17 protein-coding genes and 1 tRNA gene are annotated in these 14,018 nt (G+C 70.4%); 13 read left to right on the forward strand and 5 right to left on the reverse strand.

Annotation, left to right across the window (positions count from 1 at the left end):
* Positions 1-10: 10 nt before the first annotated feature.
* Complete coding sequence (locus GC203_RS20495) at positions 11-1,300, reverse strand: amidohydrolase family protein (RefSeq protein WP_293458405.1); 1,290 nt, start codon at positions 1,298-1,300, stop codon at positions 11-13.
* A gap of 103 nt (positions 1,301-1,403) precedes the next feature.
* Here GC203_RS20495 and GC203_RS20500 point away from each other — a divergent pair, with 103 nt between their 5' ends.
* The 9 genes from GC203_RS20500 (at position 1,404) to GC203_RS20540 (ending at position 8,368) form a co-directional block, all read left to right on the forward strand.
* A complete protein-coding gene (locus GC203_RS20500) occupies positions 1,404-2,855 on the forward strand; it encodes a Gfo/Idh/MocA family oxidoreductase (protein ID WP_293458406.1) in 1,452 nt (483 codons plus the stop codon).
* Positions 2,852-3,631, forward strand: a complete 780-nt coding sequence (locus GC203_RS20505) for a DUF1080 domain-containing protein (protein WP_293458407.1) — start codon at positions 2,852-2,854, stop codon at positions 3,629-3,631. Before GC203_RS20500 ends, GC203_RS20505 begins: the two co-directional genes overlap by 4 nt.
* A gap of 97 nt (positions 3,632-3,728) precedes the next feature.
* Positions 3,729-4,298, forward strand: coding sequence for an OmpA family protein (locus GC203_RS20510; RefSeq protein WP_293458408.1), 570 nt, complete (start codon positions 3,729-3,731; stop codon positions 4,296-4,298).
* Between the two features lie 48 nt (positions 4,299-4,346).
* Positions 4,347-5,087, forward strand: a complete 741-nt coding sequence (locus GC203_RS20515) for a hypothetical protein (protein ID WP_293458409.1) — start codon at positions 4,347-4,349, stop codon at positions 5,085-5,087.
* Between the two features lie 61 nt (positions 5,088-5,148).
* Positions 5,149-5,619: a DUF5615 family PIN-like protein gene (locus GC203_RS20520; RefSeq protein WP_293458410.1), complete on the forward strand. Its 471-nt coding sequence runs from the start codon at positions 5,149-5,151 to the stop codon at positions 5,617-5,619.
* A gap of 52 nt (positions 5,620-5,671) precedes the next feature.
* Positions 5,672-5,809 (forward strand): entericidin A/B family lipoprotein, encoded by a 138-nt coding sequence (locus GC203_RS20525; protein ID WP_293458412.1) that lies wholly within the window; start codon positions 5,672-5,674, stop codon positions 5,807-5,809.
* A 51-nt stretch (positions 5,810-5,860) separates the two neighbouring features.
* Positions 5,861-6,274, forward strand: a complete 414-nt coding sequence (locus GC203_RS20530; protein ID WP_366502140.1) for a DUF983 domain-containing protein — start codon at positions 5,861-5,863, stop codon at positions 6,272-6,274.
* 98 nt (positions 6,275-6,372) lie between these two features.
* Positions 6,373-7,674, forward strand: coding sequence for an MFS transporter (locus GC203_RS20535; protein WP_293458413.1), 1,302 nt, complete (start codon positions 6,373-6,375; stop codon positions 7,672-7,674).
* 1 nt (position 7,675) lies between these two features.
* Positions 7,676-8,368, forward strand: coding sequence for a DUF599 family protein (locus tag GC203_RS20540; protein WP_293458414.1), 693 nt, complete (start codon positions 7,676-7,678; stop codon positions 8,366-8,368).
* A 31-nt stretch (positions 8,369-8,399) separates the two neighbouring features.
* Here GC203_RS20540 and GC203_RS20545 read toward each other — a convergent pair whose 3' ends face one another.
* Both GC203_RS20545 and msrA read right to left on the reverse strand, forming a co-directional pair.
* Positions 8,400-8,735 (reverse strand): MmcQ/YjbR family DNA-binding protein, encoded by a 336-nt coding sequence (locus tag GC203_RS20545; RefSeq protein WP_293458415.1) that lies wholly within the window; start codon positions 8,733-8,735, stop codon positions 8,400-8,402.
* A gap of 45 nt (positions 8,736-8,780) precedes the next feature.
* A complete protein-coding gene (gene msrA, locus GC203_RS20550; protein WP_293458416.1) occupies positions 8,781-9,434 on the reverse strand; it encodes a peptide-methionine (S)-S-oxide reductase MsrA in 654 nt (217 codons plus the stop codon).
* 164 nt (positions 9,435-9,598) lie between these two features.
* Here msrA and GC203_RS20555 point away from each other — a divergent pair.
* Positions 9,599-9,688: transfer RNA gene (locus GC203_RS20555), tRNA-Ser, on the forward strand.
* Positions 9,689-9,803: 115 nt separating this feature from the next.
* Here the strand turns inward: GC203_RS20555 and GC203_RS20560 are convergent.
* Complete coding sequence (locus tag GC203_RS20560; protein ID WP_293458417.1) at positions 9,804-10,895, reverse strand: FAD-dependent oxidoreductase; 1,092 nt, start codon at positions 10,893-10,895, stop codon at positions 9,804-9,806.
* 169 nt (positions 10,896-11,064) lie between these two features.
* Here GC203_RS20560 and GC203_RS20565 point away from each other — a divergent pair, with 169 nt between their 5' ends.
* Both GC203_RS20565 and GC203_RS20570 read left to right on the forward strand, forming a co-directional pair.
* The gene (locus GC203_RS20565) at positions 11,065-11,310 is read left to right on the forward strand and encodes a hypothetical protein (RefSeq protein ID WP_293458418.1); all 246 of its coding nucleotides are present in this window, start codon (positions 11,065-11,067) and stop codon (positions 11,308-11,310) included.
* Between the two features lie 54 nt (positions 11,311-11,364).
* Positions 11,365-11,622, forward strand: coding sequence for a hypothetical protein (locus GC203_RS20570; RefSeq protein WP_293458419.1), 258 nt, complete (start codon positions 11,365-11,367; stop codon positions 11,620-11,622).
* 126 nt (positions 11,623-11,748) lie between these two features.
* Here the strand turns inward: GC203_RS20570 and GC203_RS20575 are convergent, their stop codons facing one another.
* Positions 11,749-12,123, reverse strand: a complete 375-nt coding sequence (locus tag GC203_RS20575; RefSeq protein ID WP_293458420.1) for a sensory rhodopsin transducer — start codon at positions 12,121-12,123, stop codon at positions 11,749-11,751.
* Positions 12,124-12,250: 127 nt separating this feature from the next.
* Here GC203_RS20575 and GC203_RS20580 point away from each other — a divergent pair, with 127 nt between their 5' ends.
* Positions 12,251-14,008, forward strand: coding sequence for a thiamine pyrophosphate-dependent enzyme (locus GC203_RS20580; protein WP_293458421.1), 1,758 nt, complete (start codon positions 12,251-12,253; stop codon positions 14,006-14,008).
* Positions 14,009-14,018 lie beyond the last annotated feature (10 nt).

Consider the following 14,018-nt stretch of genomic DNA (forward strand, 5'->3'; position numbering starts at 1 on the left):
CGGCGGCGACCTAGGGCGCGACGACCCGCCCAGCCTTCATCACGCCTGCGACATGCTCCAGCAAGGTCACGTCGGCGAGCGGATCGCCCTTCACGGCGACCATGTCGGCGGAGAAGCCCGGGGCCACCTGCCCCACCTCGCGCTCCAGGCGCAGCGCCGAGGCCGCCTCGGTGGTCGCCGCGCGGATGGCCTGGGCCGGCGTCATGCCGTACCGGACCATGTAGCGGAACTGGCGCGCGCCCAGGCCGTAGGGATAGACCCCCGCGTCGGTGCCGAAGGTCAGCTTCGCGCCCGCCGCCACGGCCTTGCGGAAGCCCTCGCGCTGGACGTCGGTGGTCTCGCGGTTCTTGCGCAGGTACTCGGCCGGCCAGCCTTCCTTCGTGCCGATCTCCTCGATCCAGTCGCCGTCGTAGATGTCCATGTCGAGCCAGACGCCGCGCGCCTTGGCGAGCGCGATCCCCTCGTCGTCGATCAGGCTGGCGTGCTCGATGGTTCGGGCGCCGGCCCGGATCGCCGCCTTGACGCCCGCCGCGCCGTGGGCGTGGGCGATGCAGTAGCTGCCCATGGCCTTGGCCTCGTCGCAGGCGGCCTGCATCTCCTCGGGGGTCAGCTCCAGCGCGCCGGGCTCGCTGCCCACCGCCAGCACGGCGCCGGTGGCGATCAGCTTGATGAAGTCGGCGCCGTGGCTCAGCAGATAGCGCACCCGATCACGCGCCTCCTGCGGGCTGCGCGTCTCGCCCAGGCGGAAGGCCTCGGGGACGACCGTCCCCTTCGGAGCGCCGGTCACCGCCCCGCCGCCGCCCGGTATGGTGATGTAGGCGCCGGCCACCACCATCCGGGGGCCGTCGACCTCGCCGGCCGCGATGGCGTCGCGCAGCGCCGCATCGGTCAGGCCTCGGAAGGCGCCGACGTCGCGCACGGTGGTGAAGCCGGCGCGCAGCATGGTCCGCGCGGCCTCGGCGCCCTTGAGGATCGTGGCGGCCTCGGAGTGCTTCAGCGGCTCAGCCGGATCGTTCGACTGGCCGAAGCCGTCGGCCACATGGGTGTGCATGTCGATCAGGCCCGGCAGGACGGTGAAGGCCGACCAGTCCAGCACCTCCTCGCCCGCCGGCGGCGCCGACCAGGGCTCCACCGCCGCGACCCTGCCGTCGACGACCGTCACCCGCCGGTCGGCCAGGACTTCGCCACGCACGGGATCGACCAGCCGCCCCGCGTGCACGTAGAGCGTCGCGGCGTTCGCCCCGCCCGCCGCCAGCAGCCAGAGCGTCGCAGCGACCGCCGATCGAACCCCGCCCCTCATGTCGCGCGCGCTCCCCGAAATCCGCGGCGACCGTGACCGAGCCGCCCCGGCCGCGCAAGCGGCTGACACATCCGCTTGCCAAGCCTTGGCGAGCACGGGCCAAATGCCGGGCAACGACAAGATCATGGGGGAGGATATGGCCGGACACTGGGGATCATCGCGCCTGGGCGCCGTCACGCGCCGAAGCCTGCTGGGCGCCGCCGCTGGAGCCGTGGCGGCTCCGGCTCTCGCCGCGGCGCGCAAGCTCGCGCCCAGCGACAAGGTCAACGTCGCCATGATCGGCGCGGGCGGCAAGGGCGCGTCGAACGCCGGCAAGCTGCTGAGCCAGAACATCGTCGCGGTCTGCGACGTCGATTTCGAGCACGTTCGCCGTGGCCTGTCGGACAAGGCCGGGAACATCCGTCCCGAGTGGAAGGCGGTGAAGGACGCCTACGACCGGGCCGAGCGGTTCGGCGACTACCGCCGGATGCTGGACGCGCGGAAGGACATCGACGCCGTCGTCATCGCCACCCCCGACCACCACCACGCCGTGGCCGCTCGCTGGGCGATGGAGCGGGGAATCCACGTCTACGTCCAGAAGCCGCTGACCAACACCATCGAGGAGAGCCGCAAGCTCGAGGCCCTGGCGAAGGCCAACCCCAAGCTGGTCACCCAGATGGGCAATCAGGGCCATTCGGGCGCCGACGGCCGGCGCGTGGTGGAGTGGGTGCGGGCCGGCGTGATCGGCAAGGTCCACGAGGTCCACGTCTGGACCAATCGGCCGGTGTGGCCGCAGGGCGTGCCCAAGCCCGAGGCGCAGCCCGCGCCCGAGAGCCTGGACTGGCCGACCTGGCTGGGCCCGGCCGACGTCGACTGGGGCTACAATCCCGACTACGCCCACTTCAACTGGCGCGGCTGGATCCCTTTCGGCTCCGGCGCGCTCGGCGACATGGGGGCCCACCTGATCGACTTCCCCTTCTGGGCGCTGGAGCCGGGCCTGCCGACGCGGGTGGAGACGCGGCACACCAAGTGGGCGGGCAACGCCAGCCTGTGGGCGACCAAGCGGCCGGCGGTGCTGACCAGCTATCCGCTCGCCTGCATCACCCGCTACGAGTTCGGCCGCGCGAAGGGCGGGCCGTTGGCGATCAACTGGTACGATGGGGGCATCCTGCCGCCGACGCCGCCGGGCTTCCCGCCCGACCTGCCGATGAACCCGGAGGGCGGCGTCCTCTTCGTGGGGTCCAAGGGGATGCTGATGCACGAGACCTATGGCGAGAAGCCGAAGCTGATCGGCGAGGGGCTGGAGGCGGCCGCCAAGGTCCCGCAGACCCTGCCCCGGATCGCCGGCGGCCTGGAGGGCCACGAGATGAACTGGATCCGCGCCATCCGCGGCGAGGAGAAGGTCTCCTGCCCGTTCGACTACGCCGCGCCGCTCAACGAGACCATGCTGCTGGGGATCGCCGCGCTTAGGGCCGACAAGGCCATCGCCTACGACGGCGCCACGGGCCGGATCACCAACGACGCCGACGCCAACGCCTATCTGGGCCGGACCTACCGGCCGGGGTGGGAGCTGTGAGGCGCCGCGTCTGGATCGCCGCCGCCGGGGCCGCGCTTGCGACCCTGGGCGCGGCCTGCGCACAAGGGATCATGAAGCCCGCCGACACCGAGCAGTGGGAGCCCAAACCTCCGGTGGTGACGCCGGGGGCCACGCCCGGCGCGCCGCCATCCGACGCCATCATCCTGTTCGACGGCAAGGACCTGGGCCAGTGGGTCTCGGTGAAGGACGGATCGCCGGCCGGGTGGACCGTCGCCGACGGCGTGATGACGGTGAAGAAGAGCGCCGGGAACATCGAGACGAAGCGGCGCTTCCGGAACTTCCAGCTCCACCTGGAATGGCGCGTGCCGGCCGACGTCACCGGATCGGGCCAGGCGCGGGGGAACTCGGGCCTGTTCCTGGCCTCCACGGGCGGCGGCGACGCCGGCTACGAGCTGCAGATCCTCGATTCCTACGAGAACGAGACCTACGTGAACGGCCAGGCCGGCGCCGTCTACAAGCAGCATCCGCCGCTCGCGAACCCCAACCGCCCGCCAGGCCAGTGGCAGACCTACGACGTGGTGTGGACCGCGCCCGTCTTCGCCGCCGACGGCGCCGTGACCGCGCCGGCCCGGGTGACGGCCTTCTTCAACGGCGTCCTCATCCAGAACAACGCCGAGCTTTCGGGGGAGACGGTGTTCATCGGCAAGCCGAAATACCGGCCCTACGAGACCGCGCCGATCAAGCTGCAGGCGCACGGAGATCCCAGTCCGCCGCTCAGTTTCCGCAACATCTGGATCCGCGAACTCGCGCCCTGAATCGGGGGTGCGACAAAAAGTTCCTCGCCGATCGGGAAACCAAACGGCTCCGCCGCGTTTTGAGCCCCTTGGGGAGCAGGCAGACGGAGGAACGTGGATGAGTCGGCGTAGGTCGAGTGTGCTGGTCGCGGGAGCGGCCCTGCTTGGTATCGTCAGTCTTGGGGGCTGCGCCACCAAAGGCTTCGTGCGCGAACAGACCGCGATGGTCGGACAGCGCGTCGACGTGGTGGCGAACCACGTCGATCAGGTTGACGGAACGGCGAAGGACGCGCTGCAGCGCGCGACCGCGGCGGGCAAGCTGGCGGAGGGCAAGTTCCTCTACCAGGAGGTCCTGTCCGACGATTCCATGAAGTTCCCGGTGAACGAGGCGACGCTGTCGCCCGAGGCCGAGCAGCGGCTCGACTCCTTCGTCGACAAGCTGAAGACCGAGAACCGCAACGTCTATGTCGAGGTGCAGGGCCACACCGACGCGACGGGCGGGAAGGACTACAACTACAAGCTCGGCGAAGAGCGGGCCGAGGCGGTGCGGCGCTATCTCAACGAGCACGGCGTGGCGCTGAACCGTATCGGCACCATCAGCTACGGCCCGGACTCGCCGGTCGCGCCCAACGACACCCGCGAGGGCCGTCAGCAGAACCGCCGGGTGGTGCTGATCGTCCTCAGCTAGGTGACGGCGAACCGGCCGCGCCGCCCATCCTGGCGGCGCCCGGCGGCCGTGACCCTCGTCAGCGCCGTGGGCCATCTCGCGGCGCTGGCGGTGTTCGTCGGGGTCCAGCCCGGGCCCCCACCGCCCGAGGCGGCGCCCCCGCCGATCCAGGTGGCCCTGGTCGAACCGCCACCGCCGCCACCGCCGGTGATCGAGCCGCCGCCGCCCGCGCCGCATGACGCGCCGACGGCGGCGCGGACGCCCGCGAAGGCCCCGCCCACGCCCAAGCCCAAGCCCAAGCCTAAAACGGCCAGGTCGGCGCCGCACGTCGCCGCGCGTCCCGCCAAGGCCCCGCCGCCGGCCGCCCCGCTGGTCGTGGCGCAAGGGTCCGCGGGCGAGGCCGACGAGGGTCCGCCGACGCCCAGCGCCGCCGAACTGGCCGGAGCCGCCCGCGCCGGCTCGGGGCGGGGCGACGGCTGCGACATGGCCGGCCGGCTGCAGGCGGCGCTGCGCCGTGACGCCCGGGTGCGGGCCGCCGTGGACGACCCGCGCCGCGCGCTGTGGATCTGGAACGGCGACTGGGTGCGCCACGGGAGCCAGGACGGCCACGGCCTGGCCGCCGTCCGCGAGGCGATCGTGTGGGAGGTGGGCTTCGCGCCCGCAGCCTGCCGCGCAGAGCCCGTCCGCGGCCTGGTGCTGATCACCCTGGACGACGGCCCCGGGTCGGCGCGCCTGGTGCTGGGCGCCAACACCTGGCGATGGTCGGACCTGCTGCACGCCCCACAGGGCGGCGTGCGTCTGCGACGCTAGCCGCGACCACGCTCCCCCTCGCCGCCGCGGAACGTTAGGCTGGCGTCCGGATTGGAAGGTCATGCGCTTCCTCTGCGACGAGATGCTGGTGCGGCTGGCGCGGCTGCTGCGGGCGGCGGGCTATGACACCTACCTGGCCGCCGACGGCGAACCGGACGCCGAGCTGATCCGCGCGGCGCGCCGCGAGGGCCGGATCCTGCTGACCCGCGACAAGCGCCTGGCGGCGGCGGCCGAGGAATCGGTGCTGATCGGCGGCTGGGGCGTCGACGCCGAGGCGCACAGCCTGTCGCGCGCCGTGGTGATGGACTGGACGTTCGCGCCGTTCACCCGCTGCATGATGGACAACGCCCACTTGCGCGACGCCGACGCCGCCGAGATCGCCGCCCTGCCCGCCCGGGCCCGCGGCCTGCCCGGGCCATTCCGGACCTGCCCGGCCTGCGGTCGCGCCTACTGGCCCGGCAGCCACGTGCGACGGATGGAGGCCCGGCTCCAGAGGCTGGCCCGCGACGCCGCAATGCCGCCGCAAGCTTGACGACATAGGGCGGCGCAGACGAGCTAGACGTCATCGTCGAAGGGGTTTCGCCATGCGCAAGCTGATCGTGCTTTCCGCGGCCGCCGCCGCGCTTCTGGTCGCCGCCTGCAACACCGTGGAGGGCGTCGGCAAGGACGTCTCGGCCGCGGGGAAGGCCGTGTCCAACACCGCCAAGGACGTCAAGAAGTAGCCGCCGGGCGATTGCGACGAAAGCGCCGGGCCCCTTTCGCGGGGGCCCGCGATGGCGCATATGGACGCCATGCAGGAAATCGCCCACCCGCTCGGCCGCTCCATTCGCCGGGGCCTGTCGTTCCGGTGCCCCGCCTGCGGCCAGGGCTCACTGTTCGGCCGCTACCTCAAGGTGGAGCCGCAATGCGCGCACTGCGGCCATGAGCTGGCGCAGTATCCGGCCGACGACGGGCCGGCCTATCTGACCATCCTGCTGATCGGGCATTTCGTCGTGGCGCCCCTGCTGTTCATCCCGATCGTCTGGGAAGCCTCGCCGCTCTACACCCTGCCCATCCTGCTCAGCAGCCTGCTGGGCGTCACCCTGGCGTTGCTGCCGCGCGTGAAGGGCGGCTGGATCGGGGTGATGTACGCCTTCCAGGTCACGGGGCGCGACGCGCGCCTGCACACCGCCGACGCGGCCGACTGACCGCGCCGCGCGGCGCGAGCGACGGTTTTTTCTGATCGATCGGTTCCCACGCTGGCGGGTTGCGCTCTAGCATCCGTTCCTATTGGGGCGGAGGGCGTATGGCGGCGAAGGATTCAGCGACGGGCGGACTTTCAGCGTTTGGCCGCATCAAGGCCATCCTCGGCGGGTCGGCCGGCAATCTGGTCGAGTGGTACGACTGGTTCGCCTACACCTCCACCAGCCTCTACTTCGCCCGGCACTTCTTCCCGGGCGAGGACGCGGTCGGCCAACAGCTACAGACCGCGGCCATCTTCGCGGCCGGCTTCATCGCCCGCCCGCTAGGCGCCTGGCTGATGGGCGTCTACGCCGACAAGGGCGGCCGCCGCGCCGCGTTGACCCTGTCGGTGGCGATGATGAGCCTGGGCTCGTTCGCGATCGCCATCCTGCCCACCTACGCCCAGATCGGCGTCTGGGCCCAGCTGCTGCTGCTGGGCGCGCGCCTCGTGCAAGGCCTCTCGCTCGGCGGCGAATACGGCGCGAGCGCCACCTACATGTCCGAGATGGCCGGCGCGAAGCGGAGGGGCTTCTGGTCGTCGTTCCAGTACACCACCCTGGTGGCGGGCCAGCTCACCGCGCTGCTGGTGCTGGTGATCCTGCAGCACACGCTTTCGAAGGAGGCGCTCGACGCCTGGGGCTGGCGCGTTCCCTTCGCGATCGGCGGGGCGCTGGCGATCGTCGTCTTCTGGATCCGGACGGGCCTGGAGGAAACGCGCTCGTTCATCGCCGCCGAGAACGACGCCAACCGCGGCAGCACGCTGGCCCTGCTGCGTGAGCATCCCAAGGAGACGGCGGCCATCCTGGCGCTGACCTCGGCGGGGTCGCTCTCGTTCTACGCCTACACCACCTACATGCAGAAATTCCTGGTCAACACGACCGGCTTCGCCAAGGACACGGCGACCGGAATCATGGCCGGCGTGCTTATCATCTACATGCTGATCCAGCCGGGCGTCGGGTGGCTGTCGGACCACGTCGGGCGCAAGACGACCATGGCGGTCGGCCTGGCCGCCGGCGCGCTGGCGACTTTCCCCGTGATGAGCGCGATCGCGACCGCCGACGCGCCGGTCGCCGCGTTCGGCCTGGTGATGATCCTGGTGCTCTGCCACTCGGGCTATTCGGCCGTGAACGCCGCGATCAAGGCCGAGCTCTTCCCCGCCCACGTCCGGGCGCTGGGCGTGGCGCTGCCCTACGCCGTGGCCAACGCCGTGTTCGGCGGCACCGCCGAGTATGTCGCCGGCTGGCTGAAGAAGCTCGGCCACGAGAGCGCGTTCTACATCTATGTCGCGCTGGTGATGGCGGTGGCGGCCGTCGTCGCGGCGCGGCTGCGCAACACCAACAAGACCAGCCTCATCCTCGACGACTGACATGCGGCCTGCCGACATCGCCGCGCTGTCGGTCTTCCTGGCGGCCTGGCTCCTCTACGAACCGATGCTGACCCTCCTCGCCAAGCGGCGCGGCGGGGTGCTCAACACCGACATGACGGTGATCCGCGCGGCCTGGATGGCCAACATGATCCGCCGCGAGAGCCGGTTCATGGACGGCCAGCTCTTCGGCCACGCGCTGAATTCGGCCTCGTTCTTCGCTTCGTCCAACCTGATCCTGATCGCCGCGACGGCCGGCGCCCTGTTCGGCGGCGAACGGACCTTCGCCTCGGTTTCGGCGCTGGAGCTGGTGCGCACCTCCTCGCGCCTGCTGTTCGAGGTGCAGCTGGCGCTGGTGCTGATCGCCCTGGCGCGCGGCCTGCTCGACTTCATCTGGTCGATCCGCCAGCTCAACTACTGCATCGCCGCCCTCGGCGCCGCGCCCGACCCGACGCCGCCCGAGGACCAGGCGAAATACGCCGCCGTCGCCGCCCGCCTGATCAACCCGGCCCTCAGCGCCTTCAACGCCGGCGTGCGCGGCTACTACTTCGCCCTGGCGGCCGCGGCGTGGCTGTTCGGCCCCTGGGCGTTCATGGCGACCACCACCGGCGCGGTCGCCCTGCTGCTATGGCGCCAGAGCGCTTCGGCCTCGGCCTCGGCCACGCGCGACCTGCGGCGGCTGCTCGAAGGCGGCTAGAGCCCTGCGGGAAGGCCTCGCCTTCGAAGGTTCAGAGGCCGAGCTCGGCGCGGACCGCGCGGGTGAGCTTGGCGGCGATCAGGCTATGGGCCGTCTCGATCCAGCCGGCCGCATCCCGCGGATCGAGATCGTCGAGGTCGACGATCACCCAGTGCCCCTTGGCGAGGTACGGCGCCTGGCGGCCCGGCCCATCGGCGGTCAGCACCTCGAAGCCGATCTCCGAGACCTTGAACGAGAGCCCGCCGCGCAGGCCGCAGATGGCGAACACCTTGCCGCCCACCTTGTAGACGTCGGAGCCGCCCCACTGGACCACCTTGGTCGCCGCGGGCAGCGCCAGGGCGACGGCCTCGACCTCGCCACGCGTCATCCCGCCGGGCCCCGTTCCACGCGCCGCCTCCGGACGACCCGGGGCTCAGGCCCCGACGCCCACGCCGATCGGACACGAGACGCCGGTGCCGCCGATGCCGCAGTAGCCGTGAGGGTTCTTGGCCAGGTACTGCTGGTGGTAGTCTTCGGCGAAATAGAATGTGTCGGCCGGCGCGATCTCGGTGGTGATCCGGCCGAAGCCCTCCCCGCCCAGCGCGGCCTGGTAGCGCTCGCGCGAGGCCTCGGCCTCGGCCGCCTGGGCGTCGTTGGTCACATAGATCCCCGAGCGGTACTGGGTGCCGATGTCGTTGCCCTGGCGCATGCCCTGGGTGGGGTCGTGGTTCTCCCAGAACACCTTCAGCAGGTCGCCGTAGGTGACGACCCGGGGGTCGTAGACCACCAGCACCGACTCGGTGTGGCCGGTGCGGCCCGAGCAGACTTCCTCATAGGTGGCGTTCGGCGTCACGCCCTGCTGGTAGCCCACGGCGGTGACCCACACGCCCGGAACCTGCCAGAAGATGCGCTCGACGCCCCAGAAGCAGCCCATGGCGAAATAGGCGACCTCCAGCCCCTCGGGATAGGGGCCCTTCAGCGGGCGGCCGTTCACGAAGTGGGACTCGGCGGTCGGGATGGCGTGGGCGCGGCCCGGCAGGGCCGTTTCGGCGGTGGGCAGGTCCATCGGCTTCTTGGTGAAGAACATCGCGCGCCTCCAGGGCAGGTGTCGGTCCAACAGATAGGACGATCACGTCCGGTTTGCACGCCGCGCGCGGCAACGGGGCGGGAGCGGCGAACCGCCGCTTGCCCGGCGAAGCGTCCTGACTATATTGCGCGCCTTCCGCGAAGGGCCCGCCCTTCAAGGTGCGGGGTGAGGTGGCCGAGTGGTTGAAGGCGCACGCCTGGAACGCGTGTATAGGGGAAACTCTATCGAGGGTTCGAATCCCTCTCTCACCGCCACCTAGCCAGCAAGCCTGTCTCCAGATTCTCGGCAAAGGCCCAAGCCCCGGAGTAGGGCGTCGATCGTGGGTTGCCGCCGCCAGCTCGACTCTCGGGCGCGAGGCGCCAGTGGCTGCTATTCAACCAGGCCGGCCACCCGCTGCAGGATCGGACGCTGCATCCAGGGTGCGTGTCCGACGACCCGGATCGCGAGATTGCGCGCGAAGACAGCCGCGCCGTTGCGAGACTCCGCGGCGCGCAGCAACCGCTCGCTGAAGCGGATCCAGCGCCGCCCGATGGGCCTTCGCTCGGCGGAATAGCCGTCGAGCCGGCCGTCGGCGAACCGACCCGCAAAGCACACCGCGTCCTCGATGCCCAGGTTCATGCCGCGCGCACCAAGGGGCGAGTGCACATGTGCGGCGTCCCCGGCGAGGAACACGCGACCCCTCTGAAAGCTGTCAGCCAGGCGGATCGGCAGATGGAAGCGGTCCGTGCGCTCCGTCCGTCGCAAGGCGAAATCGCCGGGAATGTGGGCCAGCGCGCTGGGCGTGTTGGAGACCGCGCGGTGGCGGCCCTGGCCGATCGGGATCACGAAGGCCAGGTCCCCGTCCTCGCCGAAGAACGCTTGGGCTTCCGTCGGATCGTAGGGCCAGGCATCGACCTCAATATCGGCGATGCTCCACTCGCGGCGATGGACATAGCCCTCGAAACGAAAGCCGGACTGCTCCCGCACCGTGCTGTCTGCGCCGTCGGCCCCCAGGACCCGATCCGCGGTCACGACATGCCGGTCTCCACCGGGCCCGGTCAGCTCGGCGATCACGCCGTCGTCGTTCTGTTCGAGGGAGGCCAGCCGCCGCCGCCATTCCACCTCGACCCCGTGTTCTCCGAGCCTCTCGGCGAGGATCGCCTCGGTTTCGCTCTGCGGCAGCGAGAGAAGGAAATTGAACCGGTGCGGCAGGCCCTTGAAATCGATAGCGCCGAGCGGTTCGTCGCCGTCATGGACGCGGACGCGACGAATGCGAAGACCGCGCGCCAACAGCCGGGCCGCCACGCCCGAGAGCTCGAGCAATTCGAGCGTGTGCGAGCTGACCCCCACCGCCTTGCTGCGCGGCGTGGGGCCTGGATCGCGGTCGACGATCCGGATCGCGACGCCGCGGCGCGCCAGTTCGACGGCGGCGGCCAAGCCCGTCGCGCCGGCGCCGACAATGAGCACCTCCGGGCGCGCCATATGCATCTCCCTGCACAGGTTGGAAGACCTTCGAACCTCCCTGACCAGCGAAGGTTCCAATGGGGCTGTCCCAGTGCGGCGCACAAAATGATGTGACCCAGTACAGCGCGTGGAAATGCTAAGCTGTGCGTGCGCACTGCAGGGAGATGGTGCGCAGTTAGGCAATCAAGTGAAAGATGTGAACGTGCGGGTTTCGCCCGCAGCAAGTGGCTGGTCGATCAATTGCGACCTGCCTCTGGAAACTACCTATTATCGCTCCGGCGCGCGCGCCGAACACATTGCGCGGCGCATTGCAAACAACCTCTGCGGGGCCGGATTGACCGTCGAAGTATCAGTCTATGGACTCGACGGCTTCGTCGTCGGCACGCACCGCTACGCCGGCTGGACACGGCCGCCGGAGGCCATGGCGGGCTGAACCGGCCCGCGGCCCATGTGTTCCCCTAGGTGTGAAACCGAAGCGGGAGCGAGCATGTCGAAATCAACCAACAACCTGCGGATCGCCGCCACCCTCGCCGGCATCGCAATCGGAGTCGCCGCCTGCGGCAAGGCCGATGTCGCGACGCCCGAGCCCGGCGATGGCGCGCGAGGCCTGGTGGCGAACGAAGGCGGCCGGCAGGCAAGCGCCAAGCCCGACCAGACGCCTGCATACGGCCAGCCCGGCGGCGCGCCTTCCGAAGTCCATTCCGGACCAGTCGCGCCGACACCCGATACGGACACGCGCAACTAGAGCGCGTCAGGGTGAAGCGGGCGCCGGTTCGGCGGCCCGGACGGGCTCCAGACTGACGGGCTCTAGACTCCTGGAGATGGAGCCTTCCCGTCCGGATCAAGTGGTCCCACCTGATCCGGGAAGGCTTCAGGCGACGGGATAGGCCAGCGTCGAGAGCAACGCGATGTGCGGGTCGCGCGAATCCAGCCGCGTGTGTTGCACCACGATGGGCGCCGAACTCTCGATCAACGAGGCGTACGAGGTGTCGCGCGGCGCCGGTTCCGGATCGTCCAGATCGTTGAACCTCAGGTGCAGCGTGCGCTTCGGCGGCACGGTGACGCAATAAGGTCCGGCCGGCTCACGATCCTCGAAATAGAGCGTCAGCCGCACCTCTGCCGGATCGTCGCCGGCGTTCAGCAGGCAGGCGGCTTCGTGGGAGACCAGGTCGTGGGCCTGGCTCATCGAGCCGCTGGGGATGTAGCCCTCGGGAATGGCCCAGATCGTTCGTCCGATGGTGGTCATGGCTTCTCCTTTCGCCACGGGACAACGCCGTCGGGCGGTCGGCGTTCATGACGGAACGGACGGGGGCGTGGCGGATTGAATAGGGGCAGGCGGCGCCGACTGCGCCGCGCAAGAACCGGGACAAGCCATGAGCAAGATGACCGCCGGCGACGTGCTGGCGCAGACCCTTATCGACTGGGAAGTCGACACCGTGTTCGGCATCCCCGGCGATGGCGTGAACGGCGTCATCGAATCCCTGCGACGGCGATCGGACGAGATCCGGTTCATCCAGACCCGGCACGAGGAGGCGGCGGCCTTCATGGCCTGCGCCTACGCCAAGTGGACCGGCCGGCTCGGCGTCTGCCTTTCGACCTCCGGGCCCGGCGGCATCCACCTGCTGAACGGCCTCTACGACGCCAAGCTCGACGGACAGCCGGTGCTCGCCATCACCGGCCTGCAGTTCCACGACCTGCTGCACACCCACACCCAGCAGGACGTCGAACTCGACAAGCTGTTCATGGACGTCGCCGTCTACAATTCCCGCGTCATGGGCGCGGCGCACATCGAAAACGTCGCGAACCTCGCCATCCGCACCGCCCTGGCGCGCCGCGGCGTGGCGCACATCACCATTCCCGTCGATGTGCAGGACGAGCCGGTGAAGCGCGACATGCGCTCGCCCCGCAACGTGGCCCACCACGTGACCGACCTGCGCGCGCCACCGCGCGTCGCCGCGCCCGAGATCTGGGTCGACCGCGCGGCCGAGGTGCTGAACGCCTGCGAACGCCCGGTGATCCTGGCCGGGCGCGGGGCGCTGGGCTGCACGGCCGAACTGCGCGCCGTGGCCGAGCGCCTGGGCGCGCCGATCGCCAAGCCGCTCTTGGGCAAGGGCGCGTTCCCGGACGACGATCCGCTGTGCATCGGCGGGGTCGGCCTGTTGGGCACCCAGCCGTCCGAACACGCCCTGGCCAACTGCGACGGCCTGCTCATCGTGGGCAGCAGCTTCCCCTACATCGAATTCTACCCCCGGCCCGGCAAGGCGCGGGCCGTGCAGATCGACCTGGACCCTGAGCGTATCGGCCTGCGCTATCCGGTGGAGGTCGGCCTCGTGGCCGACACCAAGAGCGCGCTGGACGCGCTCCTGCCCAAGCTGACCCACCACGAGGACCGCAGCTTCCTCGAGGCGGCGCAGGCCGCCATGCGCGACTGGCGCGCCCTGATGGCCGAACGCGGCGAGCGGACCGACACCCCGATGAAGCCGCAGGTGGTCGCGCGCGAGCTCGACAAGCTGCTGGCCGACGACGCCATCGTCGCCACCGACTCCGGGACCATCACCACCTGGATCGCGCGCCAGATGACGTTCCGCGAGGGCCAGATGTTCTCGTGCTCGGGCAACCTGGCGACCATGGCCTGCGGCCTGCCCTACGCCATCGCCGCGGCCGTGGCCTATCCCGAGCGGCAGGTGATCGCCTTCGTCGGCGACGGCGGCCTGACCATGCTGATGGGCGAGCTGGCCACCTGCGTGAAGTACGGCCTCAACGTGAAGGTCGTGGTGATCAAGAACAACGTGCTGGGCCAGATCAAATGGGAGCAGATGGTCTTCCTGGGCCACCCCGAATACGTCTGCGACCTGCAGCCCATCGACTTCGCCACCGTGGCGCGCGGGTTCGGCGTCAGCGGCTACACCATCGAGGACCCGGCCGATTGCGCCCAGGTTCTGCGCGTGGCTCTGGAGACCCCAGGCCCGGCGGTGATCGAGGCGGTCGTCGATCCGCACGAGCCGCCGATGCCGCCGAGCATCAAACTGGCCCAGGCCAAGCACTTCGCCGAAGCCCTCGCCAAAGGCACGCCACACCGCGGCTCCATCGTTCGCACGGTGGCCGGCGACAAGATCCGCGAGCTGATCTGAGGGCCTCGGC

It is taken from the genome of Phenylobacterium sp. (assembly GCF_016124325.1).
Classification (GTDB): domain Bacteria; phylum Pseudomonadota; class Alphaproteobacteria; order Caulobacterales; family Caulobacteraceae; genus Phenylobacterium.